This is a genomic window from Janthinobacterium sp. HH106, assembly GCF_001758725.1.
Classification (GTDB): Bacteria; Pseudomonadota; Gammaproteobacteria; order Burkholderiales; family Burkholderiaceae_D; genus Janthinobacterium.
This window is the reverse complement of sequence record NZ_LRIC01000073.1, coordinates 159313-184336: the sequence shown is the minus strand read 5'-3', so window position 1 is coordinate 184336 and position 25024 is coordinate 159313. Positions and strand designations below refer to the sequence as shown.

Sequence of the window (25024 nt, the reverse complement as noted above, 5' to 3'; positions counted from 1 at the left end):
ATCCGACACCAGCATCGGCGCCAACAATATGCAGCTTACGGCCGGCGGTAGCCGCCTTCGATCCAGTTCGCGGCGGACGTGGCGTTGAACTTGAACGCGGCCGAGGTGCGCACCTTGGCGATCTGTTCGCCGTCGGCGTCGTAGGCGCTCAGTTCCGCGTACGGGTGGTCTTCGTCGGGCACGATGTCGAACATCACCTTGATCTGCCCCTCGTCGGTGGCGACGAACAGGTTCTTGTGCAATTGCGCATGCAGCTGCTGCTCGTGGCGGCGCAGCACCTCGGACGCCGTCTTGACCAGGGTGTTGAAGGCGTTGACGTCGAGCGGCTTCGGGTTTTTCTTGTCGCGGCCCATGGTCCACGGGCCCACGAGGGCCGGCTCCGGTTCGCCATCCTTGATCATGGCCACGGCCCAGCCTTCATCTTCCTCGTTCTTGATCACGCGCGCCGTCCAGCCATTGCCTACCCACAGGCGCGGCTCCTGGATCGGGGCGTCATTGTCGTGCTCGGCTGCTTCGTCGGAAAAGTCGGGGAAATCGGTACTCATGGCGGTGCTCGTGATGGAAGGTCGGGGCTAGCATGATAGTCGAAAACGCCCGCCCGTGCCGCCTTCACGGCGGCATGGGTGAACGTTCAACGCTTCCGTCCGGCATCTTCCCAGGCAACTGTCAGCACATGGACATGGCAGGCCGGTTGGGCCAGGTCAGCGGCGGGCCGGGCGGTACCCAGCGCGGGTCGATGGCCGGCAGCGGCGCATGATAATTAAAAGGATTGATGATGATCGGCGGTATCGCCGATGGCGCGCCGACGGGCTCGGCGCAGGACTGCGTGGCGCTACGCTGGCGCGTGGTTCGATGGTGAAAAAGGGATAGCGATTGATCCCCGGTATCTGCAAACAAAAGCATGTTGCCCTCCTTGCGAGACTGAGGTGTTCAGTATAGGACGGCTTGCGCACATTACAAGAAAAGAAATCTTGTTCCAGATCAGTGTTTTCTGGGCGCCAGCGCCTTCCATACCGTGAAAATGACGGCCTGTCGCACGCCGCTGGCGGCAAGCGGGGTGCGCGCCTACAGTGTGACCATGCAATACCCGATCACCCACACACCGAGGCTTACCATGAAAAAATTGCTCACCTTCGTCCTCATCGTCATGCTCGCCTGCCTGTTCCTCGACAAGATCGGCGCCACGGACATGCACATGCAGCTCAACGGCGACGAGATCGACGGACCGCTGGAGTGGCTGTTCGGCCTGGTGTTTGCCGGCGGCGGCTTGCTGATCGCCGCCATTGCGCTGGTATGCGGCGCCGTCGTCACGGGCGTGGTGCTGGCCGGCGTGGGCGTGGTGCTGATCGCCGTGGTGGCCCTGTGCGTGGCGCTGGCGCTGGCCTTGAGCACGCCCGTGCTGCTGCCGCTCTTGATTCCCGTCGCCATCATCTGGCTGATCGTCAGCCGCAACCGCAAACAGGCACAGACGCGTCAGCACAGCCTGTAATCACTGCGCCATGAACTTGCTGAGCACGCCGTCGCCGCCGCCGTCATTCTGTTCGATGCGGTTGCGCCCACCCCGCTTGGCCCGGTACAGCGCCTCGTCGGCGCGCGCCAGCACGGCGTCGCAATCGGCATCGGTACCGACCATGGCGGCCATGCCGATGCTCACCGTGATGGTGAGCACAATGCCGCCATCGATGGTCAGCGAACTTTCCGCCACGCGCCGGCGCAGCCGTTCGGCAAACACGGCGGCGGCGCTCAGATCCGTGCCCGGCAGCAAGATGGCGAATTCCTCGCCGCCCACGCGGCCCGGCACGTCGACCTTGCGCAGCGCCTGGCACATCAGCGCGCCCAGGTGGCGCAGCACGGCATCGCCCACGGCGTGGCCATGCTCGTCGTTGACGCGCTTGAAGTGATCGATGTCGAGCATCAGCACGCTGGCGCAGCTGGCCAGCTCGCGCTGCAAGCGAGCATGCTCGTTTTCCAGCGATGCCATGAAGTGACGGCGGTTCGGCAAGCCGGTCAGGAAATCCGTGGTGGCCAGCTGCAACAGTTCCGCGTTCATGCGCTTGCGCTCGGTGATATCGAGCGAAGACACCATGACGAAATCGAGGCTGTCCGCATGCCCGGGCATCACCAGCAGGCTCAATTCATTTTGCCGCGCCGCGCCGTCGAGACGCACGAAGCTGCTTTCGCACTCGTACAGGTGGGCGCCGCCAGCCAGCGCCAGCAACGCATCGCCGAAACGGGGCAAGGCGCTGTCATCGAAATTCTGTGCCAGGCTCAGCGCGCCGCGGCGCTGGTCGTCCTCGTTGGCGCGCACCTGCGCCAGCGCGGCACCGTTCGCATCGATGATGCGCACCAGGCCCGCCAGCTTCCGCAGCGCGTCCGGATTGGCCTGGAAGTGGGCGCCCAGGTCGCGCACGCCCGCCTGCTCGAGCGCGTCGAGCGCAGCGCGCACGGCCGACCAGTCCTGCTCCCACAGGGCCACGGGCGCGTGGTCGTACAGGCTGCGGAAACGCGCTTCGCCGGCGCGCAGGGCCAGCGCCACCTGCGCCTGCTCGATGGCCATGCCGGCCAGGTGCGCCGCCTCGCTGAGCCGCGCCAGATGCGCCGCGCCCGGCAAGGTCGGCTGGCGGTGATACGCCATCAGCACCCCGAGCAGCTTGCCCGAGCCGCCACGCACGGGCTCGGCCCAGCATGATTGCAGCTGGGCCCGGTACGCCAGTTCCATCGTTTCCTGCACATTGGCATGCAGGTCGCCCACGATCACGCGCTGGCCGTCGCGCACGGCCTGCGCGGCGATGCCATGCACGCCCTGCAGGGTGTCGAGGTCGTGTCCATGGCTGGACAGGTTGAAAAACGCGGGCAAGCCCGGCGCCGCGCCCAGCACCAGGCGGTGGCGGCTTTCATCGAGCAGCAAGATGCTGCACAGCATGGCGGGATGGTCGGCTTGCACGCTGAGCACCACGCTTTCCAGCACCCGTTCCAGCGGCGCGCCCGTGGCCAGCATTTCCAGCACTTGCCGCCGCGTATGCTCGCGCCGCTCCATCTGGCTGCGCTCGCTGATATCGCGGAAGGTCCACAGGCGCGCCTGCTCATTGCCCAACTGCATGCTGCGCACATATTGTTCGATCACCCGTCCATCGCGCAGGTGCAGCACGTCGCGCCGCTCGCGGTGGCCGTGCGGCGCATGGGCGCGTGCTCCAAGGAAAGGCACCGCCTGCTCCAGCTGGCTTTCCACATGGCGCACCAGCGCCGCGCCATCGGCTTGCCAGTCGAGCGCGTCGGGCACTTGCCACAGGTCGCGGAAACGCCGGTTCGAGGTAAAGATACGGCCATTGATGTTGTCGACCAGAATGCCGTCGATGGTCGAATCGAGGATGCTGCGCAGCATGGCCTGGCTCCGTTGCGCCGCCTCGGCCATCGCCAGCACGCTCGCCTGCCCCTGCTCCAGCTGGCCGGTCAGCTCGCTCGAGCGCGCCAGCGCCGCCTGGGCGCGGGCGCGGCCCGCCGCCAGCAGCCAGGCCGCCAGCGCCAGCACGATGCTGGCCAGCAAACCGGTCCAGGCCACCAGGCGGGGCCGCGCCAGCAGCTCGCCATCGAAGCCCGGCATGGCGCGCACGCGCAAGGTCCAGGCGCGCCCGGCGATGGTGATCGCCTGCAGCGACACCAGGCTGTCCGAGGCGGCAGAGGACAAGGCGCCCGGCAGGCTGTCATACATCAGGGCCGCCTCGGCCAGTTGCGCGCCGTCATAGATTTCCAGGTCCAGCTGGCGCGCCGCCTCGCCGCCCACGCCCGCCATCAGGTCGCCCATGCGGAACGGCGCAAACACCCAGGCGCGCAAGGCGGCGCGCCGCTGCTCCACGCTGGCATGCGGCAAGCCGTTGTCATACACGGGCAGTACGACCAGGAAACCATGCGCCTGGTCGCTGCCGCCATCTTGCACCAGGTGGATCTTGCCCGTCATGGCGGCCTGGCCCGTGTCGCGCGCCTGCTCGAGCGCGGTGCGGCGCACGGATTCGGACCAGATGTCATAGCCGAATGCCAGCAGGTTGCTGTCGCTTAAAGGTTCCAGATACGTGATGGGCGCATGCCAGACCCGCTGGCCGAACGGACGCACGGCATAGCCGGGATAGCCTTCCGCGCGTACGCTGGCCTCGTGCCGCGCCAGGGCGGCGCCGGGCACCAGCGGCAGGTAGCCGATGCCGTGAATGCCGGGAAAGTTTCGGTCGACCTGCTGTACCGCCAGATAGGCATGGAATTCGCGGCGCGTGACTTCCTGCGAACTGGCATACAGTCCCTGCACCCCGTGCAGCACCTGGATATAGGTCCGCATGCGGCCGGCGATGTTGCCCACCAGTTCGCGCACGCGGAAATCGAAATCGGCCTGCACCTGCTGTTCGCTGGCGTCGTGGGCATTGCGCCAGGCGCCATACGTCAATCCGAGGCACAGCGCCAGCACCAGCGTGGCCAAGGCGCGCGGCCCCACCCAGTGCGACACTGGCCGGGCAAACCACGACGAAGACGCGCGTGTAGACATGGCAGGCTGACAGGCAGGACGACATCAAACCGCGACACTGCCGGCAACATGGCTGGCAGCGGGCTGCACGATTACCATCGGTAGTCGATGAGAATGATAGTACGTTACAGCGGGCGCCCTTGCAATGCCGAATATTGTATTAAAAAGACCACATATTTCATCGATGCAATGATGTGTACTCCAGGAAAATTCAATGCCATGAAAACCATTCCCGCCGGCTGCTATGATCGCCCCGTCATCCATCATCAGGGAGCCGCGTTTGCAGCACGATAGCTGGCAGGGAACACTATGGCTGGCGCCGGATTTTGCCATCTTGCATGGCGCAGCGGGCACCACGGACAGTCACGCCCATTATGCGCACCAGCTGATGCTGAGCACAGGTGCGCCCTTCACGGCCGAGCTCGACGGCATCGTCCACACGGCGCGGCACTTGCTGGTCGAAAGCCTGCGCCCGCACGCCATCGTCGGCGCACCGGCGCCCATGCTGACCATCTATGCGGAACCGCAGCGCCTGGGCGGTGGAGCCTTGCTGGCGGCCGCCGCCCATGCTGGCGCGCCCACGCTGGAGCATGTCGCCGCCGCATTGCAGGCCCAGCCGCGCGAGCCCTTGCCCGATCCCCGCTTGCGGCGCGCGCTGGAGCAGGTCGACATATTGTTGTCGGGCAAGGTCAGCGCGGCGGCCGTGGCCGGGGCCGCGCATTTGTCGCTGAGCCAGCTGGAACGCCTGTTCAACGCCCAGCTGGGCTTGCCCGTGCGGCGGCTGGTGCTGTGGCGCCGCTTGCGCCTGGCCATCCGTTTCATCTTGCTCGGCAGCACTCTGACGGACGCGGCCCACGGCGCCGGCTTTGCCGATGCCGCGCATTTTTCGCGCACCATGCGCAGCCTGTTCGGCGTGCGCGCCGACCGCAGCTTGCGCCAGCTCGACGTCAAGCTGCTCGATTGACCTGCCGGCTACGACCCGTTGCGCAAGCCGGCCGGCAGCTCGGGCGCGCGCACGCCCTCTTCCGCGCGGAACGGCTCGATCAATTGCGCCCCATATGCGACGGGGTAATCGGGCCGGCTGCCGATGCCCAGGTCCTCGCTCCGCATGCGGTAGCCCGGGGCGTCGAAACAGGTGCCCAGCAGGCGGTCCCAGCACGTAAAAAACAGGCCGAAATTCACGTCGCCGGCCGTGCCGTATTTCATGTGATGAAAACGGTGCAGCGGCGCCCAGGCAAACACGTGGCGCAGCGGCCCCATGCGCATGTCGACATTCGCGTGCTGCAGCAACAGCTGGATCGCCACGGCAAACGCCAGCACGGCCATGACACGCTCCGGTATGCCCAGCAGCAGCAAGGGCAGCATGCCGCCCGCCGCTTCCAGCAGCAGATGCAGCGGGTGTTTCATCCAGCCATTGAAACCATACAGGCGCTGCACGCTGTGGTGCACGGCATGCAGTTTCCACAGAAAGTAATAATGATGACTCAGGTAATGCACCAGGGTAATGCCGCAGTCGGCGATAAGGATGGCCAGCAGCAGTTGCGCCCCGAACGGCAGCTGGACTGGCCAGAATGCGCCCAGCGCCAGGTGTCCTGCCAGCAAGGGAAAGGCAGCCAGGCCCAGCAGGTACAGCGCCTCGTTGACGAGCGCATGCACGACATCGCGCCAGCCGTCGCCGTGCGCATGGTTCCACGCGCCGTCATACGGCAGGTAGCGTTCGGCAAGAAAGGACGTGAGCAGGGCCAGCAGCAGCAAGGGCGGCAAGACCCAGAGGGAATAGTGGCACGCCGCGATCAGGCAAGCGGCGGCGCCGATGAAGCCGGCCCATAACACGGGGCCGTACAGCGCGGCAAAGAGGGATGTCATGGCAAGGCGCTCCTGTGGCAAAAACCACAGCATGGCTTGTCCCCCTGCCGCGCCGCTTGAAGAAACGGCGCAAACTGATTATTTCAGGGCCGGTTTCGCCGCCTTCCTCGCCGCGTATTGCTGGTAGCCGTTCGCGCGCAGGGAGCAGGCGGGGCAAGTGCCGCAGCCGTAGCCCCAGTCGTGCAATTCGCCACGCTCACCCAGGTAGCAGGTGTGCGTACCGCTGCGGATCAGGTCGACCAGCGGCTGGCCGCCCAGGTCTTCCGCCAGGTCCCAGCTTTGCGCCTTGTCCAGCCACATCAGCGGCGTTTCCAGCTTCAGGCGCGTATTCATGCCCAGGTTCAGGGCCACTTGCAGCGCTTTCATCGTGTCGTCGCGGCAATCCGGGTAGCCGGAAAAATCCGTCTCGCACATGCCGCCCACCAGCACCGTCAAGCCGCGGCGGTAAGCCACGGTGGCGGCTACCGTCATGAACAGCAAGTTGCGGCCGGGCACGAAGGTGTTCGGCAAGCCGTTTTCCTGCATGACGATCTCGACGTTCTGCGTCATGGCCGTATCGGAAATGGCGGAAATCAATGACAGATCGATCATGTGGTCCTGGCCCAGGCGGCTGTCCCACTCGGGCGACTGCCGGCGCATCTGCTCGAGCACGCCGGGACGCACGGTCAGCTCGATCGCATGGCGCTGTCCATAGTCAAAACCGATGGTTTCCACTCGGCTATAGTGCTTGAGAGCCCAGGCCAGGCAGGTGGTGGAATCTTGTCCACCGCTAAAGAGCACCAGTGCGGAGTCCGTTGCTAGCATAATTTCTTTCTTTTCAGTTTGATTCTGTTCCAATTGTGCGCGGAGAAACATGATTCCCAGCGCAAAAAATACTTATTCGTCCGCCATCAGTTTACCTATTCCGGTAACATGCAGTCAGCATTTACTCATCTGGAGCACCATGTTTTCTGCACGACCCATACGGCATACGGCTGCCGGCAAGGCGATACGACCACGAATTTTGGCACAAGTAGTGACAAAAGCAATGGGTCAACTGACACTGGCGGCCGCCGGCAGTGTCATCTCGCTGTTTCCCATCGCCCATGCCGGGGCCCAGGAGGCCACGCAAGATGCTGCTCCAGAGAGCGCCAGCGCCACGGAAACGGCGCCCGCCCCGCTGCAGTACGAGGTCAAGGTCAACGCCCCCGGCGACCTCGATGAACTGCTGGAAAAAAACCTGGACCTGGAACGCTTCCGCGGCAACCCGCGCATGGACCGCGAGCAATTGCAGCGCCTCGTGCGCGATACGCCCGAGCAAGCCAAAAACCTCATCGCCACGGCCGGCTACTACACGCCCGTCGTCACGGTGCGCGTCGACACGACGGGCGCCAAACCCGTCGTCATCGTCGACGTCGATCCGGGCCAGCCGGTGACCATCGACAAGGTCGAGCTGGAATTGCGCGGCTTCGATCCCACGCCGCCGCTGGCCGCTTCCGAACCCTACGATACGGAAGCCCTGAAACGCAGCTGGGCCCTGAAGACGGGCAGCGTGTTCCGCCAGGCGGAATGGGAAGCGGCCAAGCGCGCGCTGCTGCGCGAAGTGGTGCAGACGCGCTACCCGCGCGCCCAGCTGGTCGATACGCAAGCCGTGGTCGACCCGGAAACGCACAAGGTCTCCTTGCTGGTGGTGCTCGACAGCGGCCCCGAGCTGCGCTTCGGCGAGCTGCGCATCGAAGGCTTGAAACGCTACGATGCCAGCATCATCCGCAACCTCGACAAGATACGCCCGGGCGACTATTACAGCGAATCGGCGCTGCAATCGTTCCAGGCGCGCCTGCAGGACACGGGCTACTTTGCCAGCGTGGAAGTCAGTGCCGACATGAGCAGCATCCTGGGCGAGCAGATCGAGGCGGGCCAGGAAAGCCAGCAGGCCGAGGCCGCCGGCGCCGCGCCAGAAGCCAGGCCCGCCAACCGCGGCCCCGCGCCGCAGCTGCCGCTGGTCGTGCGCGTGACGGAAAACAAGCAGCAGAACGTCAGCGCCGGTCTCGGTTTCAGTACGAATACGGGGAATCGTGCCCAGCTCAACTATGACAACCTCAACGTATGGGGCACGCGCTTCAAGAGCGCGATCACCATGGAAACGAAGAAACAGGCGGCGCACGCCAATTTTTACTTTCCGACCACCGAGCGCGGCTACAACGACAGCGCGGGCGCCTCGTTCGAGCGCAGCGATATTTCCAATGAAATCACGGCCGTCACCACCATCTCGGCCAAGCGCAACTGGGGCGGCACCAACCTCGAGCGCAGCCTGACGTTCGAGTTCCTCAGCGAAGACAAGACGGTGGTGGGTCTGGAACAGACGCGCAGCAAGAGCTTGCCGCTGACTTATGCCATCACCAAGCGCAGCCTCGACAGCCTGCTGTTCCCCACCAAGGGCTACGTCATCAACGCCCAGGTGGGCGGCGCCCTGCTGCCCCTGCTGACGGACGAGCGCTTCGTGCGCGTGGCCGGCAAGGCCGTGTATTACCGTCCGCTCGGCGAAAAGGGCGAGCTGATCGTGCGCGGCGAAATGGGCGCGCTGGGCTCGAAGGAAAAACGCGGCGTGCCGGCCGTCTACCTGTTCCGCGCGGGCGGCGACCAGTCGGTACGCGGCTATGGCTACCAGGAACTGGGCGTGAAGGAAGGCGACGCCACCATCGGCGGGCGCTACATGCTCACCGGCAGCGCCGAATACCAGTACTGGTTCAAGCCGAAATGGGCCATTGCCGCCTTCTATGACGCCGGCAACGCGGCCGACACGGTCAAAGCGGCCATGACGCCGAAATCGGGCTATGGCCTGGGCGGGCGCTACAAGAGCCCCGTCGGCCCCATCAATGTCGACGTGGCGTATGGCCACGCCGTCCACGCCTACCGTTTGCACTTTTCTCTGGGATTCACTTTCTGATGTCCGATATTTCTACCGAGTCCCCCAACGGCGCCGCGCCGCCACCGCCGGCGAAAAAACCGCGCCGCTGGGTGCGCTATGTGCTGATCGCCGTCGCCAGCCTGGCCGTGCTGCTGGGCGCCGGCTTCTGGTTCCTGGGCCGCGAATCGACCTTGCAGATGCTGGTGCAAAAAGTGGCCAGCGCCAGCGGCGGCGACATCGCAGTGTCGGGCGTGTCCGGCTCGCTGTACAACCGCATGCACCTGGGCCACGTCAGCTACCGCAGCAAGACGCAGCACATCACGGCCGACAACATCGACATCAACTGGTCGCCGTTCCAGTTCTTCTCGGAAGGCATCGCCATCAGCGAACTGCACGTGGCCAGCCTGTCCGTGGAAAGCACGGCGCCGTCCGAGGAACCGTCGACCATGCCCGCCAGCCTGGCCGCGCCTTTTAAAATCGGCATTGCCGACGCGCGCCTGGACAAGGTGACCCTCGTCAGCGCGGGCGGCAATACGGTGTTTGAAAAAATCCATTTCACCTTGTCGGGCGACAAGTCGCAATGGCAGCTGGAAGATGCCTCGGCCGTCACGCCGTTCGGCCAGGCCACGGCCAGCGCGACGATCGCCGCCACGCAGCCGTTCAAGCTCAGCGGCAAGGCGGGCTTGACGCAGATCAACCCAGCCGCCGGCGAAAAACCGGCCGCCCTGGCGCTGCAGCTGGGCGGCGACCTGAACGTGCTGAACGTCACGGCCAAGGGCAATGCGGGCGCGGCCACGGCCGACGCCCAGCTGGCGCTGGCGCCGTTCGACCCCGTCATCATCCTGCGCTCGGCCAGCATCAAAGGCCGCAACATCAATCCGGGCAAGTTCGACGCCACCTTGCCGCAGGCGGACCTGAGCCTGGAACTCGACGCCGCCATCGACACCCGGCCGACGAAGCAAACCGTATCGGGCAAGCTGGCCATCCTCAACCACGCCGCGCCCGGCCCCATCGACCAGCAAAAGCTGCCGCTGCGCCAGTTCGAAGCGCGCCTGGGCGGCACCCTGACGGCCACGACCCTGGAATCGGCCATCATCGATTTCGGCAACGCGGGCAAGTTCACGGGCGGCGGCAAACTCAACCGCGACGCCGTCGATGGCCCCATCGGCACGGCGCAACTGACCTTGCACACGGACAAGATCGACTTGCAGCACATCTACAGCAGCATCAACAGCACGAAGATCGTCGGCGATATCGTGCTCGACAGCGACGGCAAGACGCAAACCCTGCGCGCCAAGCTGGGCGAAGCCAAGCTGCGCCTGGACATGGAAGCCACCCTGGCCGATTCGCTCGTGCAACTGCGCAAGGCAACCTTGCAGGCAGGCAAAAGCAGCGTCAACGCGACGGGCCAGATCAGCCTGAAGGATGAGCAACCGTTCAAGGCCGTGGCCAGCACCAGCCGCCTCAATCCCGCCGACTTCGGCGCCTTCCCCGTGGCCGACCTGAACCTCGACGTGCGCGCCCATGGCCACGTGGCCCCCAAGTGGCTGGCGAACGCGGACTTCACCGTGCGCCCCAGCAAGCTGCTCGACCAGCCCCTGACCGGCAAGGGCAAGCTGACGGCCGATGCGGCCCATTTCAGCGGCATCGACGTGCAATTGGCGCTGGGCAAGAACAACGTGACGGCCAAGGGCAACTTTGGCGGCGCCGGCGAAAAGCTCAACTGGAATGTCGATGCACGGCAACTTTCCGCCCTGCAGGGCGACTTGCTGGGTACGGTGCTGGCCAGCGGCGTGGTGCAGGGCACGCTGCAGCAGCCGCGCACGACGTTTGTTGCCGACGCGAAAGGACTGGGCCTCGCCAGCGGCAAGCGCCCCGCGCCCGACAGCGCCATCCACGCCAGCGGCGACGTGGGCTTGACGGGTCCGAAGCAGCAGGCGGAATTGAAAATGACGGGTTCCTTGCAAAAGATCAACCCGGCCGCGTTTGGCGCATCCATGCCCAACGGCAACGTGAATGCGGATTTCAACGGCAGCGGCCGCCTCACCAGCGACTGGCAAGTGGCCCTCAACCTGGCCCTGCGCGAATCGACCCTGCAAAATGCCCCGCTGGCCGGCTACGCCAAGCTGTCGGCCAACGCGAAACGCATCGACAGCGTGGATACGGAACTGCGCCTGGGGCCGAACAGCCTGCTGGCCAAGGGCGCGCTGGGCGGCGCCTCCGACCAGCTGACGTGGAAACTCGATGCGCCGCAACTGTCGACCCTGGGCCCCAAGTTTGCCGGCGTGCTGCATGCGGCCGGTTCCGTCTCGGGCAAGATGGACGCGCCCGCCGCGCAGCTGACGCTCGATGGCAAGGATCTGACCTTCTTTGGCGACCAGCAATTGAAAGCCGTGAAAGGCAGCGCCAGCGTGGGCGCCGGCCAGGGCGCGCTCGACCCCATGGTCAGCAGCCTGGAGATCACGGGCTACAGCACGCCCACCTTCAAGCTGGCCAGCGCCCGCCTGGGCACGACGGGCACGCGCGGCAGCCATACGGTCAGTTTGACGGCGCGCAATGACGATTTCGACGCCACCGTGCAAATCCGCGGCAGCCAGAGCGGCGCCGCCTGGACGGGCACGATCGACAGCCTGCAAAACAAGGGCCGCTATGCGCTCGTGCTGCAAGCGCCCGTGCCCGTGAAAGTGGCGGGACCGGCCGGCAGCGGCGTGGCGGGCCTGGGCCAGCCCGAGCAGATCAGCGTGGGCAACACCGTCATCAAATTGCCGGCAGGCAGCATCACCATGCAAAACCTCGTCAAGAACGGCCCCCGCTGGACCAGTTCCGGCCAGGCGGCTGGCGTGGCCCTGACCTATCTGGCGCAAGTGATCCCGTCGCTGCAAGCCAATGCGCGCAGCGACCTGACCCTGGGCGCGCAATGGTCGCTCGACATGCAGGTGCCGACGGCGAAACAGAAAGATCCCTCGCTGGCCGGCATGCTGCACATCTACCGCGAAAAAGGCGACGTGACGGTGGGCGTGGAACAGCCGCTGGCGCTGGGCTTGCGCACCTTCGATGCCCGCATCGATGTGGCCAACCAGCAGCTGCGCCTGGCCGTGAAACTCGATGGCGCACGCGCGGGCCAGAGCGATATCAATGCCACCGTGCAAATGCTGAACGGACGCATCAGCAACGACAGCGCCCTCTCCCTGACGGGCACCACCAGCATCGATTCACTGGCGTGGCTGGCGCCGCTGACGGGGCAGCCGGGCCTGGAACTGGGCGGCGCCTTGAAGGTGGCCCTGTCCGGCAGCGGCACCATCGGCGCGCCGCAATTGAATGGCGACATCAACGGCAGCAAGCTGCTGGTGAACTGGGCCGACCAGGGCTTGAAATTGCGCAATGGCGTGCTGCAAGCCAAGCTGGCCGGCGATCAATTGCAATTGCAGCGTTTGAGCTTTGACGGCGGCGACGGCAAGGTGCAGGCCGATGGCTGGGTACGCTTTGCCAATGGCGAAGCGAGCCTGGAACTGAAGCTGATGGCCGACCGCCTGCAGGCGCTGTCGCGCCCGGACCGTACCTTGGTCCTGTCGGGCAACAGCACCCTGGTGCGCAACGACAAGCGCTTCAGCTTCGAGGGCAAGTTCAAGGCCAACCGCGCGCTGATCGAACTGGCGCCGCAGGATACCCCCACGCAAAGCAGCGACGTCGTGGTGCTGGGCAAGGAAGTCAAGGGCGGCAAGGAAGCGCCTTCGCTGCCGCTGAATATCGACCTGGAATTTGACCTGGGCAACGCTTTCCACCTGCGCGGCATGGGGCTCGACGCGGATCTGGCCGGCAATGTGCGCGCCAGAGTCATCAACCGCGCCGCGCCGCGCGTGACGGGCAGCATCAAGGTCACGAACGGCCAGTACGCCGCGTATGGACAGAAGCTGTCGATCGAGCGGGGCTTGATCGCCTTCACGGGCGCCTACGACAACCCGTCACTGAATATCCTGGCCGTGCGCAAGCGTCCCGAAGGCGAAGCGCTGTCGGAAACGAACGTGGAAGCGGGCGTGGAAGTGCGCGGCACGGCGCAGGCGCCGACGGCCAAGCTGGTGTCCACGCCGAGCGTGTCGGACAGCGACAAGCTGGCCTGGCTGATCCTCGGTCACGGCGCGGAAACGGCGGCCGGCGATGAAATGGCCCTGCTGACGACGGCCGCAGGCGCCCTCTTCGGCGGCTCCGGCGGCGGCTTGCAGGGCAAGCTGGCCAATTCGCTGGGCCTCGATGAAGTGGGCCTGTCGCAGGCGCAAGGACTGGAAAGCACGGTCGTCACCGTCGGCAAGCGGCTGTCGTCGCGCGCCTACCTGACGTTCGAGCAAGGCACGAGCACGGCGACGAGCCTGGTCAAGCTGCGCTACAAACTGAACCGCCGCATCACTTTGCAGTTCCAGACGGGCACGAACAATGCGCTGGACGTGTTGTATACGTGGGCGTTTGACTAGAATGGCGGCCAACAATGTTGTCGGATTACGCGGGGCGTGGCCCCGCTAATCCGACCTACGGCCCATGTGCCTCCACGTAGGTCGGATTCGCGGCGCAGCCGCGTAATCCGACACCATCAGAAACAGCAAAGGGCGCCTCGGCGCCCTTTGTCTTGATCTGCCGCAAAGGCGATCTTACTCGGCCACGTCGAGCCCCCGCTCGATCATGCCTTCGACATACGCGCGCAGATATTGCTCCAGCGCGGGGCCGGACAGCACATTGGCCGTCAGCGCGCCGTGCGGCGAGCCTTTCAGCACGCCGTCGTGGTACACGCGCGCAATCCAGGCCACGTCCGCGCCCTGGGTGTAATCGAGTTCATAGTCGAACGATTCTCCGCTGACTTTGCGTGTGTAGACTTCCTTGACAATTGCCATCTAAAACAGCCTTTCTTGACGAGATTAACTGGGATGCGGGTGCGGCACGGGGTCTTCCTGCGGCACCGGGTGCACGGGCCCCGGGTGGCGCCCGGGCGCTTCTTGCGGCTCCGGCGCCGGCATGGGTTCATCGACTGGCGCCGGGTCGGGCGCGCGGTGGGCGTGGATGACGGTCATGGCTGGCCTCCCTGCAGACAAAGGAAGACCATACCACGAGTTGCGCGCCGCCGCCCTTATTTGCCGGCCGGCTTGACGTCGGCGGCCGGCGGCGCCGCGTTCTTCACATATTTCTCCAGCCAGTTGTTGCTTTCATACAGCATCTGCATGATCGATTCGCGCGCGCGGTAACCGTGGCTCTCGTTCGGCAGCATCACCAGGCGCGCCGTGCCGCCCAGTCCCTTGACGGCCTGGAACATGCGCTCGCTCTGGATGGGGAAGGTGCCCGAGTTGTTGTCCTGCTCGCCATGGATCATCAGCAGCGCATCCTTGATCTTGTCCGCATAATTAAACGGCGACATGGCCTGGTAGACGGCCGGCGCCTGCCAGAACGGGCGCTCTTCGGCCTGGAAGCCGAACGGCGTCAGGGTGCGGTTGTAGGCGCCGCTGCGGGCGATGCCGGCGCGGAACAGCCGCGTGTGCGCCAGCAGGTTGCCCGTCATGAAGGCGCCATACGAGTGGCCGCCGATGGCGATGCGGTTGCGGTCGGACACGCCACGGCGCACCACCTCGTCGACGGCCGCCTCGGCATCGGCCACCAGCTGCGGCAGATACGTGTCATTCGGCTCCTGCTCGCCGTTGCCGACGATGGGGAACGATGGATTGTCGAGCACGGCGTAGCCCATGGACAGGAAGGCGGCCGGGCCCCAGTAGCTGACGGCATTGAATTTGTAGGGCGAGCCCTTGGTCTGGCTGGCGGCGCTGGCCGTCTTGAATTCCTGCGGATACGCCCACATCAGGGTCGGCAGCGGACCGTCGCGCTTGACGTCATAGTTCGGCGGCAGCATCAATGTCGCCGTCAAGTCCACGCCGTCGGCGCGCTTGTAGCGGATCAGCTCTTTCTGCACGTCCTTCAGTTGCGGCAGCGGATGGGGGAAATGCGTGAGCGCCGTCAACTGCGCGGCGCCCCGCTGTTTCAGGTTGCGCACATAGTAATTCGGCTGCTCGGTCGGCGATTCGCGCGTCGACAGCAAACGGCTGCCATCCTCGTCCAGCACGGCCACCACGTTTTCATAGTAGGGGGCGGCGCTCTGGAACAGGCGCTCCTTCTGCTTCGTCGCCAGGTTCAGGCGGTCGATGAACGGCCGGTCGCCCTCCTTCGATGCGCCCTGGCCGTCGAGCAGGATGGAACCGTCAGCGGCGATGAGCAAACGCGGCAAGCCGGCCGCGTCCGTGCGCATGACGGGCTGGCCCGGATCGTTGTAGCGGTCTTCGAACGATCCCGCGTACACGAGGTCGGCCGGCGTGGACGGTTGATCTGGCGCAATGCGCCACTGCTTGACGGCGCGCGTCTTGTACCACGCTTCGCCGAGCAGGGCCAGATCGCCGCGGCCCCAGGCCACGCCCGCGTAGCGCGAACCGAGCCTGGCCAGCACGGCCGGTTTGTTGGTAAACGGGGCCGCCTGCGTGTAGACGATGTCGCGGATTTCGGCCGCCATGGCCGGGTCGCCGCCGTCCTGCGCTTCGGCCCACACCAAAGTAGCGGGCGCATCGACGCGCCAGCTGACGGAACGCACGCCGGCGGACACGGCATCATTGCCTGGCGGCAGCCCTTCCTCCAGCGGCAGGGCCGCCACCGCGTGCTCCACCTTGCCATTGAGGTCGCGCACGTCGATCTTGTGGCCGAAATCATGCGCCGGCACGATGTAGGAATACGGACGCACGATGCTGGTCGTCAGCAGGTGCTTGCCATCGGGCGAGGCCGAGACGCGCGAGAACTGGCCCGGCTGGCCGACCAGGCGCTGCTTGCCCGCCACGTCCAGCAAGGCCAGCTGCACCGTGATGTAGTGTTCGAACAGCTGCGCATCCTGTTCGTTTTTCAGCAAGTCGGGATAGGTGCGCAATTGCTTGATGCCGCCGCCCGGCACACTGTCCTGGATGGACGGGCCCGTCGGGATGCCGCTGGCCACGGGCGCCGCGCCGAGCTTGGCCGGCTTCAGCTGCACCAGCAAGGTCTTGCTGTCTGGCATCCAGGAAAAGCCGCGGCCATACACGGCCGACAGGGGGGTGCTGGACAGCTTGCGCGCCGCCTTCGTCTGCACGTCGAGCAGCCACAGTTCCACGCCCGACTCCTTCACGCCCCTGGCGGGATCGGCAAAGGCGATGTGCGTAAAGGCCAGGTAGCGCTGGTCAGGCGACCAGGCCAGATCGGCGATGCGGGGTGCCGCCGGCAGGCCGCTGACCTTGATTTCCTTCTGCGTATCGATGTCGAGCAAGCCCAGCCCCGTGTGGAAACTGAAGCGGCTGGCCGAATACGTGCGCGGATTGATGCGCAAGCCCGCCAGCTTCAGTTCCGGCTGCGCCACTTCGCCGATGCCGGGCAGGGATGGCGTGGGCAGCACGGCGGCCAGGTTGCGTTTCGGGCTCAGGCTCAGGGTCGGCGCGCGCGGCGCATCGACGATGGCTTGCAGGGGCGCGGGCGGGGCTTGATAAGCGCCATCTTGCGCCATGGCCAGGGAAGACGAGGCCATCAAGCCAACAGTGATGGGCAGCAAAGGCAAACGTGTAGACATGGAACTCCAGTGTATGAAGGTGGTGACAACAAGCGAGCGCACCGCACCGCTCATGGCGGCGCTTTGTGACAGGGCATAGTGCGTTCAGGCCAAGTAAATGTCAACCAGCAACTTTTACCGTTTGACAAGCATCGCCGCCCATCCCCATCTGGCTTACAATCGCTGTTTTACCCGCACCCGATTGCCTACATGGAAACCACTACCCTCGCCCTGCTGTTCCTGGTCCCGCTGCTGGTCTGGCGCATTTATTCGCGCCTGAAGAAACTGGTGGCGCGCCAGAAGTCGCAGCTGTGGCGGCACTGGAGCGTGGCGGTCGCGTTTCCCGCGCTGCTGCTGTTCCTGGCGACGACGACGAAATTCGAGCTGCTGCCCCTGTCGAGCCTGGGCGCGGGCGCGCTGGCCGGCGGCTGGCTCGGTGTGCTGGGCCTGAAGCTGACGCGTTTCGAGCAAGTCGGCAAGGATTTCTTTTTTACCCAGCACCGCTATCTGGGCCTGGCCATCACGATGCTGTTCATCGCCCGCTTGCTGTACCGCGGCATGGAAATCTACCTGAACACGCGCCTGGACGTGCCCGTGCCGCCGCCGCCGTTCGGACAGAGCCCGCTGACCATGGCCGCCTACGGCCTCGTCATCGGCTACTACGCCGTGTATGCGTGGGGCCTCGTGCGCTGGCGCCAGCGCAACAAACCGCTGCAAGCCGCCGAGTAACTCAGTAGTACTGGCACAGGCCAGTACACGTCGTCACCGACAGCGCCTGGCGTATCGTCGCCAGCGCCGGCGCCAGGACCGGATCGAGATCCTTGTCCGCATCAGCCAGGCTGGCCAGCAAACGCTCGCGCAAGGGCGGCGCCATCAGATTGGCATTCGCCGTGGCGTGCTGCGCCGCCGCTTCCAGCATCCGCTGCTTTTGCGCCACGTTCCAGAACGGCACTTGCACGAACTGCACCACGCTCGTGAAAACAACGGCCGTGTTCTTGCTGAACGCCCGCGCGCGCAGACGCTCGGGCCCGCTCACCGCATCGGCCGGCTGGGCGCTGAATTCCTGCTCCATCAGTCCGATCAAATGGCCATGGCAATGCATGCTGAAAGCAAACAAGGTGCTCATTTCATCGCCATAATTGGCCAGGTTCCGCGTCACTTGTTCCTTGCGCGCCTGCTGCAGCTCGGCGCCTGACAGCGGCAACGGCCGTTCCAGGCCAAACGCATAGTATGTTTTTCCCAGACGCATGGCCTTTTCGCACACGGCCACGCTCTCGTTCACGTCCTGCAGCGTGGCGACGGGCGCCTGGAACAGGCGCGGACCGTCGGCGATCTGCGCAAACAGCTGCGCCACGCCAGGGTCGCCCAGGCGCGGCAGACCGGCCTGCGGCGTCGCCTTGGCCATCAGCGCTTCCAGCTGGCCGCTGGCTTGCTGGAAATCGGTATAGCTGTCGGCCCAGGCGGCGGGCGCCACGAGGGCGGAGGAAAGGCAGAACAGGCGGCCGATGCGGCACAGCGGCGGGGAAATCGACAGGGACATGGGATCAGAAGAACACTATTGGATAACTGGCAATTATAGGCAATCTATATCCATACTGCATCCAATCAGGCGATGATGGTGACGCGCGGCCAGCGCGCCGCATAGTCCTTGCTGGCCAGGCGCTGCGCATAGCCGTCTTCGCTGATGCGCGCCGGGTTGCGCCGGATCACCATATTGAACAAGTCATCGAGGCCATGCGGCGCGACGATGCCGATCTCGCCGTCAGGCTGCAGATAGATGCCGACAGCCGTGGCGAACTCGGGCCAGGAAGCGATGGCGTCATCGAGCGACAGCAAGGGCGGCACGGCGTAGCCGAACTCGTCTTCAAACCACAGGTGCACCCGGGCCTGGTTGCACACTTCCCACGGCACGCCGGGCAGCGCCGTTTCCAGGCGCTGGCGCAGCCGCACCTCGCTTTCCGCAAGCACATCGTGCGCGTCGAAATACGCCACGTCGACGTCGTTCAATGCCGACGGTTGGGTGAAACCGTGCAAGGCGTCCCACACGAGCTTGCGCACGGCGCCGGCGCCGATGCAGCAGTGGGGCAAGCCCAGCTGCGCCACGGCCTGCAGCATCTGCATGCACCATGGCGTGGCACGGACGATGGCGCGCAGGCGCGCGGCCAGCGCTTCCTGCGTGCTCATTCCTATGGCCGGATCTGCGGCGCCACGCCGTCGTTGCTCACCGTGCCTTCGACATTGCCGAAGTACACGTCCAGATCCTGCTTCGGACGGAAGTTGCGCAACTTGACTTGCAAAGTGGTGGGATTGATCTTGGTGAATGTGCCGGGGAAGCACAGGCTGACCAGCTCGTCCGGCTTGCCCTTGACCAGGTTCAAGGTGAAGTCTTCGATGCCATTCTTCCAGGTGTTACCCGTCGTCAAAATGTACGACACCCAGACGGCATTGACGAAGCCGCCTTCGCCCTGCTGGGCCGCCAGCCGGTTCCACGTCTTGTAGAAGGCCTTGTCGCCGCAGTATTTCTTTTCAAAGGTATTGCCATCGCCCAGGTAGGAAGCGCCGGGGCCGGCTGCGACGAACGGCGCATATTGATGACGCACGCGCACGACTTTACCGGCGGGGAATTTCTGCTGCCACAAGTAGATGACTTTCACGGTCCAGGCCGGCACCCACTCCTCGTCGTACAGCTGGGCCAGCAGACCCTCTTTGATCATGATCTTGCTCTGCGCGGCCGTCAGCGGCACCACTTTCTTGTCGAACGGCGTGTGCGAAGGGAAATACGCGATCTGCGCGTCGGACAAGCCCAGCTGGCGCAGGCGGGCCGTCACGTCGGAGCTGCCGAGCTTGGCGACAAACGTGGTTTTATACTCCTTGCGCTTGCCGTCCACGTCGACGGTAAACTGCTGCGGCTGGCCGTAATACGTGGGCGAGCCATGGTAGCCGGAAGAGTATTCGGGCAAGGGGAAGAAGATCGTTTCTTCCACATCCTTGGCCGATTCATTGAGGAATTCATACTCGACCTTGATCAAGTCCGTGCTCACGCTGAGCACTTCCTTTTTCATGGCCACGGCATCCGTCTTGCCGAACAGGATGCCGCCCGCGCTGACGGAGCCGATGCCGTCGTTGGCCACGGCTGGCGCCGAACACGCCAGCGCCAGGGCCGCGGCCAGAACAAGCTTGCGCACGGTCATCACGCCGCCTTGCCCGGTGCGGGTTCGATCCGGCGCTGCAGCACGAAAATCGGTTGTGCCCATTGGGTATCCTTCTTTTTCTTACTGGTGATCAAGGTCAGCTCCGAGGGATCATAGACATCCGTGTTGTGCGTCAACGGCGTCGTCATCAGGTATTGCGCTTCCGTATTTTTCAGGAATTCGCCGACCAATTGAATGTTGCGGATATCGAGGTGGGCAAACGGTTCGTCGATGAAGACGAAGCCGCCGGAACCGTCTTCCGATTTCAGCAAGCCGATCAGGAGCACCAGCGACTTCATGACCTGCTGCCCGCCCGACGCTTCGCCATCATTCATGCCGATCACGCCCTTGCCGTCGAATTTGAAGCGCACGTGCAAGCCCGCCTGCGACAGCTGCACATCGTCGTTTTCCAGGCGCACGGGGTCGGCATGGACTTCGATGCCGGCCAGCTCGCCCAGCTCCTTGATGTTCTTGCTGTAGGTCTTGATGGTGTAGCGCAAGCGCTCCATGTAGGCGCCTCGCGCATTGCCCGTCGCTTCGATGGCGCGGTTGTTCTGGTAGCGGCGCTCGTCCGTTTCCGACTGGCGGCCATGCAACTGCTCCGACAGGCGGTGGTGCTGGTCGATGACGGTGGCGTCCAGTTCCCAGTCGTCGCGCGCGAGGCTGTTTTGCAGGCTGGCCACGCGCAAGTCGACCTGGTGCGCATTCTGGTGTTCGGCCACAAGCGCCGCGCGGCGTGCGGGCCTGCGCCAGCTTTTCGGCAAATGGCGCCACGCATGGCGCAGGGCCAGCAAGGCGCGCGCATGCTCGGCGCGCTGTTCAATTTGTTTCTTGTAGCCAAGGCGCGAACCCGCTTCCGCTTCGGACAGGGCCAGGCGTGCGTTTTGCCACACGGTATCGGCACGCGTGCGCGCCACGGTGGCGTTCTTGGTGAGATTTTGCAACTCGCCCAGGCGGCCGCCCACTTCCAGGCGCTCTTCCTTGAGCGGCTTCGAATTGCGCAGCGCTTCAGCGAATTCTTCCTGGCGCGCACTGAGTTCCTTGGCCGCGTCGACGCCGGCGATGCGCGCTTTCAAGGCGCCCACTTCCGCCGCCAGTTTCGAGATCGCCAGGGTGAGCGTGTCTTCCTGGCCTTCCAGGCCCGGCAAGGAGCGCAGCAGCGCTTCCAGGCGGCCGCTGCGGCCAGCCTGGCCGAAGCGGTAGCGCGACGCTTCCACGAACAGCGAGCGTCCGCCGCGGCGTTCACGGTGATACGCCTCGGGCGTGATCCACTCTTCGTGGTTGCCCAGCTTGAAGCCGGCTTCGACGGAGTCGACGCGTGCAATGCGCGACAGCTGCTCGATCAGCCAGCTGGGCACAGGCGCGGAAAATTTCACCACCGCCAGCAAGCTCTCGTCTTTGGCGACGGGCGCCGTGACCAGGTCCGGCACGATGAAGTGGCGGTAGCGCTCCTTCTCGGCCAGGCGGTAGGCAGCGGCAGCATCCTTGGCCTTGTCGAGCAGCACCACCGAGGCGTAACCGCCCAGCACGCCTTCGACGGCGCCCTGCCAGAGGCTGTCCGTCACTTCGACGATGTCCGACAGCATGGCGTGGGATATCCCCGCGTCGCGCAGCGCGCGGCGCATGCCGCGTACATTGTCCGGCTCCGGCATGGCCGTCTTGCCTTGCAGCGCGGCAATCGTCGCCTGCTCGCCCGCGATGCGGGCCGACAGGGCGTCGCGCTGCTGGCGCTGCTGCAGCAATTGCGCTTCCTTCTGTTCCAGCTGGGCCGCCACTTCGGCGATGTCGCTGCCCGAATCCGCCGCCAGCTTGTGCAAACGGTCCTTCTGTTCCAGCAGGCTGTCCAGCGGTTTCAGTTTTGCATTGATCAAGGACAAACGGCTCTGCAAGCCGATCGATTCCTGCTCCAGCAGGGTTTCATTCATCTGCGCGTCGGACAGGGCTTTCGCCTGCGCGGCCAGCGCATTGCGTTTATCCGTCAGTTGCTGGTCCGCCTGCGCCATCGGTTTGCGCGCATCGCGCAATTGCCGGCTGGCGATGGCCGCCTTTTCGCGCGCCTCGTGGTATTGCAGGCTGGGCAGCACTTCTTCCAGCAGGTTGCGGCGTTCCTTATGTAAACCTTCCCACTGGTGGTAATTGGCCACGCGCAGGCGCAGGCCTTCCAGGTTGGTCTTCGACGCTTCGAGTTCCGTTTCGAAGCGTTTCAGCTCCACTTCCGTGTCGCGCTGGTGGCGCTTGGCTTCGTCGTAGGCATCGAGCACTTCCTTGTCGCCGAACACCTGGAACACCAGGTCGAGCAGCTGGCGCGGCGCGTATTCGCACAATTTATCCGTCTCGCCCTGCTCCAGCGCCAGCACTTTCGACATGGCCGGCGACAGGCCCGCATTGGCCAGGCGCTTGCGGTAGTTTTCCACGCCGAGCCAGTCGTTGGCGTCCGTGATGTCCTCGATCTGCACATTGCCCGGGCGCATCAAATACTGGCGTTTCCAGTCGCCGCCATTCTTCTGGATCTGGCAAAACAGCGTTACTTCATCGTCGCTGAAGAAGCCCGAGCTGCGGAACGGCCGGTTCGACAGCTGCTTGCCCACGTTCTTGTTGTCGACCACGGCGCGCAGCCAGGCCGTCTGCTGGCCCGAATGGCGCGCATAGTGTTTATACGTGCGCCCCATCGAGCAGTCGAGGCCGAACAGGGTGCGCAAGGCATCGAGCAAGGTGGTCTTGCCCGAGCCGTTCTGCCCCGCGATGGTGATGATCTTCGCGTCGAGCGGAATATTCTTGATGCGCTGCCAGTAATCCCAGTGCACCAGTTCAAGTGATTTGATATGAAACATGGGCGCTTTCAGTGAGGGAGATCGGACACGGGCTCGTCGCCCGCGTCAGGCAGGTCGCCGATGTCGGCGGACAGGTCGTCTGTCAGGTCGGCGTCAAGCAGTGAATCGCCGCTGACGGCCACCAGGCGCGCGGGCGCCCGCTTGAACACGTCGGCCAGGGCGCCGTTGATGATGCGTTCTTTCAAGACGTCCGTATCCATCATCAGGTCCAGCAGCGGGCCTTCCAGGATGACATCGCCGCGCCGCTCGATGAAGCCCAGCTTGGCCAGGGTGCCCAGATTCATGTCCATGCGCGTCTTCTTGCCCAGCTTGTCGCCGAAGTCCGACAGCAGCGCCTTGTAGGAAATACCGATCGACGCGTCTTCCGCGCGCGGCAGCGGTTTTTCCGTGCCGAACATGTCATTTTGGTCGTCGTCCGCGTGCTGGTGCGTTTCCTGGCGTTCGCGCTTGGGCAGGATGATCTGCGCCCACAGCACCACCAGCAAGGCCACGCCATCGCGCGCCAGACCGAAATTATTGTTTTGCCACACGTCGCGCGCGCCGAAGATCTTCGGCTCGATGGTGCGCGTCAGGGCCAGGGTCACATGGTCGGCATACACGTTGTCGAGCAGCTTCAAGCCGCAGGCCAGCAGGCGCGCATCGATCTCGGCGCGGAACAGCTCGTCGGACAGCACGCGCTTGACGAGCTTGTCGTCGCGGCGCAGGGTTTGATGCGTGAGCAGGCGCGCAATCAGGATTTGGGAATCGTCATTCATCGGCTGTGCCGCTATCTAAATCAAGTGAAACATTCAGTGAAAGCGAGGCGATCGACATGGCCGCCACGTGGGGGTCGGACAGTTGGACCATCTCGTCGGTCGGTGTAAAGGTGATCGGCAAACGGGCCAGTTCGGCCGTCGAGCCTTGCAAGCTCGCTTCGGACACGTCGCCGAGCAGCGGCAGCATCGAGGCGCGGTAGGACGCCACGGCAAAGCTGGCCGGCAGCAGCGAATCCTGCACGGGCACCGATTTCGGTCCTTCTTCGCCGATGCTGGGGAAATTGCCCAGGCTGGCAAAGTTCGACAGGCGTTCGAGCAAATCATCGAGTTCAAGCTGCATGGCGGGACCGTCGCTGATGGTGGTGGGCGCGTCCTCTCCGCTGGGCAGGCCCGTGTTGATGACGCCTGCCGCCCGTTCGGACAGCAGTTCCGTTTCGGCCACGTCGATCATTTCGGCCGGCGTGGAGAACAGGGGGACGACGGGCTGGTCGATGGCGCCTTCGGCCAGGCTGGCCAGGTCGTCGTGCAGCAAGAGCCAGCGCTTGATGTCGGTGGTCGACAGGCCGGACTGGCCCAGGTGCACGCGCTGGCGCTCGATCTGGTTCAGGGCGCGCGAAAACATGCCTTGCATGTTGAGCAATTTACTTTGCGCCCGGCCGATCGCCTGCGCCGCCTTGTGCGTGGCGCTGTCCGCGTTTTCATCGGAGGTGATGGCCACGAGAATCTCGGAACCCTTTTCCACCCAGTCGCAAGCCATGTTCCACTTCGCCTGCGCCGTGCGCAGCCGGAATTCGGAGCCGGAAGCGATGGCGTCGGAAAACTCTTCCGTCAAGTCCACCAGGCGGCCCAGCAAATGCTGGAGTTGTTCGACCGATACGCCGCCCACGGCTTGCGCGCCCGCCACCTGCGACAGCAGAAAACCCATTTCCGCTTCGTCTTCCGTCTGGCCCAGGCCCAGCAAGCTGTCGATGGCCGACAGCACATTGCGCGCCATGGGTGTGACGCGGTACACGCCCTGCTGCGCATCCCAGGCCAGCAGCTGGTTCGAACGCAGGCGCAGCAAGACCGTTTCCAGACTTTCCGGCAACAGATACGCGAGCTTGGTGTTGATATCGGCGCGCGTGTAGGCGGACGTGGCGGCATCGGACGCCAGCTCGCGCAACACCAGCAGACGCACCAGCACGCCATCGAAACCGCCGTGAAACAGGGCAGTAAACACTTGCAGCAAGGGCTGCGCCCGCTTCAAGTGAAATACTTGCTCGATTTCATCGGCCGAAATATTGGGCTGGAAATGCGCCTGCAAGGAATCGTGATGCTCTTGCTCTGTCTGATTTGCATCCGTAGCCACGGCTGCACTTGCCATTATATCAATCATTCTTTTCCGGATGAGTGTTCAGCG

The 25024-nt window shown here is 64.7% G+C and carries 19 protein-coding genes; 5 read left to right on the top strand and 14 right to left on the bottom strand.

The window, feature by feature from the left end; genetic code table 11:
* Positions 1 to 35 precede the first annotated feature (35 nt).
* Entirely contained in the window at positions 36 to 545 is a 510-nt protein-coding gene (locus tag JAB8_RS27550) for a hypothetical protein (protein ID WP_070292404.1), read from the bottom strand.
* Positions 546 to 666: 121 nt separating this feature from the next.
* Positions 667 to 903, bottom strand: coding sequence for a hypothetical protein (locus tag JAB8_RS29330; RefSeq protein WP_070217756.1), 237 nt, complete (start codon positions 901 to 903; stop codon positions 667 to 669).
* Positions 904 to 1114: 211 nt separating this feature from the next.
* Between JAB8_RS29330 and JAB8_RS27545 the strand changes: the two genes are divergently transcribed.
* Positions 1115 to 1489: a hypothetical protein gene (locus JAB8_RS27545; RefSeq protein ID WP_083287970.1), complete on the top strand. Its 375-nt coding sequence runs from the start codon at positions 1115 to 1117 to the stop codon at positions 1487 to 1489.
* Here JAB8_RS27545 and JAB8_RS27540 read toward each other — a convergent pair whose 3' ends face one another.
* Positions 1490 to 4528, bottom strand: a complete 3039-nt coding sequence (locus tag JAB8_RS27540) for a CHASE domain-containing protein (protein ID WP_070292403.1) — start codon at positions 4526 to 4528, stop codon at positions 1490 to 1492. It lies immediately after the preceding gene.
* 259 nt (positions 4529 to 4787) lie between these two features.
* On the opposite strand from JAB8_RS27540, the gene JAB8_RS27535 reads away from it, so the two are divergent.
* Positions 4788 to 5471 carry an AraC family transcriptional regulator gene (locus tag JAB8_RS27535; protein ID WP_217494255.1) on the top strand — a complete coding sequence of 228 codons (684 nt, stop codon included), beginning with the start codon at positions 4788 to 4790 and terminating at the stop codon, positions 5469 to 5471.
* 8 nt (positions 5472 to 5479) lie between these two features.
* Here the strand turns inward: JAB8_RS27535 and JAB8_RS27530 are convergent, their stop codons facing one another.
* Entirely contained in the window at positions 5480 to 6373 is an 894-nt protein-coding gene (locus JAB8_RS27530; protein WP_070292473.1) for a sterol desaturase family protein, read from the bottom strand.
* A 78-nt stretch (positions 6374 to 6451) separates the two neighbouring features.
* Complete coding sequence (gene queC, locus JAB8_RS27525) at positions 6452 to 7177, bottom strand: 7-cyano-7-deazaguanine synthase QueC (protein ID WP_070217781.1); 726 nt, start codon at positions 7175 to 7177, stop codon at positions 6452 to 6454.
* A gap of 223 nt (positions 7178 to 7400) precedes the next feature.
* Between queC and JAB8_RS27520 the strand changes: the two genes are divergently transcribed.
* A complete protein-coding gene (locus JAB8_RS27520; protein ID WP_070292401.1) occupies positions 7401 to 9299 on the top strand; it encodes an autotransporter assembly complex family protein in 1899 nt (632 codons plus the stop codon).
* Positions 9299 to 13726 (top strand): translocation/assembly module TamB domain-containing protein, encoded by a 4428-nt coding sequence (locus JAB8_RS27515; RefSeq protein ID WP_070292400.1) that lies wholly within the window; start codon positions 9299 to 9301, stop codon positions 13724 to 13726. Before JAB8_RS27520 ends, JAB8_RS27515 begins: the two co-directional genes overlap by 1 nt.
* Before the next feature lie 174 nt (positions 13727 to 13900).
* Here JAB8_RS27515 and JAB8_RS27510 read toward each other — a convergent pair whose 3' ends face one another.
* The 3 genes from JAB8_RS27510 to JAB8_RS27505 are packed head-to-tail and all read right to left on the bottom strand — an operon-like array spanning position 13901 to position 16869.
* On the bottom strand, positions 13901 to 14140 hold the full coding sequence (locus JAB8_RS27510) for a hypothetical protein (RefSeq protein WP_034753464.1): 240 nt from the start codon (positions 14138 to 14140) through the stop codon (positions 13901 to 13903).
* A gap of 24 nt (positions 14141 to 14164) precedes the next feature.
* The gene (locus tag JAB8_RS29660; protein WP_175445266.1) at positions 14165 to 14317 is read right to left on the bottom strand and encodes a hypothetical protein; all 153 of its coding nucleotides are present in this window, start codon (positions 14315 to 14317) and stop codon (positions 14165 to 14167) included.
* A 56-nt stretch (positions 14318 to 14373) separates the two neighbouring features.
* Positions 14374 to 16869 (bottom strand): prolyl oligopeptidase family serine peptidase, encoded by a 2496-nt coding sequence (locus tag JAB8_RS27505; RefSeq protein ID WP_070292399.1) that lies wholly within the window; start codon positions 16867 to 16869, stop codon positions 14374 to 14376.
* 189 nt (positions 16870 to 17058) lie between these two features.
* On the opposite strand from JAB8_RS27505, the gene JAB8_RS27500 reads away from it, so the two are divergent.
* Positions 17059 to 17577 carry a hypothetical protein gene (locus JAB8_RS27500; protein WP_070292398.1) on the top strand — a complete coding sequence of 173 codons (519 nt, stop codon included), beginning with the start codon at positions 17059 to 17061 and terminating at the stop codon, positions 17575 to 17577.
* A 1-nt stretch (position 17578) separates the two neighbouring features.
* On the opposite strand, the gene JAB8_RS27495 is transcribed toward JAB8_RS27500, so the two are convergent.
* From JAB8_RS27495 to JAB8_RS27470, 6 genes are all read right to left on the bottom strand, one after another.
* Positions 17579 to 18388 (bottom strand): hypothetical protein, encoded by an 810-nt coding sequence (locus tag JAB8_RS27495; protein WP_070292397.1) that lies wholly within the window; start codon positions 18386 to 18388, stop codon positions 17579 to 17581.
* A gap of 65 nt (positions 18389 to 18453) precedes the next feature.
* Positions 18454 to 19032, bottom strand: a complete 579-nt coding sequence (locus JAB8_RS27490) for a nucleotidyltransferase family protein (protein ID WP_139143203.1) — start codon at positions 19030 to 19032, stop codon at positions 18454 to 18456.
* A 2-nt stretch (positions 19033 to 19034) separates the two neighbouring features.
* A complete protein-coding gene (locus JAB8_RS27485; RefSeq protein ID WP_070292396.1) occupies positions 19035 to 20039 on the bottom strand; it encodes a DUF4424 family protein in 1005 nt (334 codons plus the stop codon).
* Positions 20039 to 22870, bottom strand: coding sequence for an ATP-binding protein (locus JAB8_RS27480; RefSeq protein ID WP_070292395.1), 2832 nt, complete (start codon positions 22868 to 22870; stop codon positions 20039 to 20041). The genes JAB8_RS27485 and JAB8_RS27480 overlap by 1 nt, the downstream gene beginning before the upstream one ends.
* An 8-nt stretch (positions 22871 to 22878) precedes the next feature.
* Positions 22879 to 23625 carry a hypothetical protein gene (locus JAB8_RS27475; RefSeq protein WP_070292394.1) on the bottom strand — a complete coding sequence of 249 codons (747 nt, stop codon included), beginning with the start codon at positions 23623 to 23625 and terminating at the stop codon, positions 22879 to 22881.
* Positions 23618 to 24988, bottom strand: coding sequence for a hypothetical protein (locus JAB8_RS27470; protein WP_139143209.1), 1371 nt, complete (start codon positions 24986 to 24988; stop codon positions 23618 to 23620). The genes JAB8_RS27475 and JAB8_RS27470 overlap by 8 nt, the downstream gene beginning before the upstream one ends.
* Positions 24989 to 25024 lie beyond the last annotated feature (36 nt).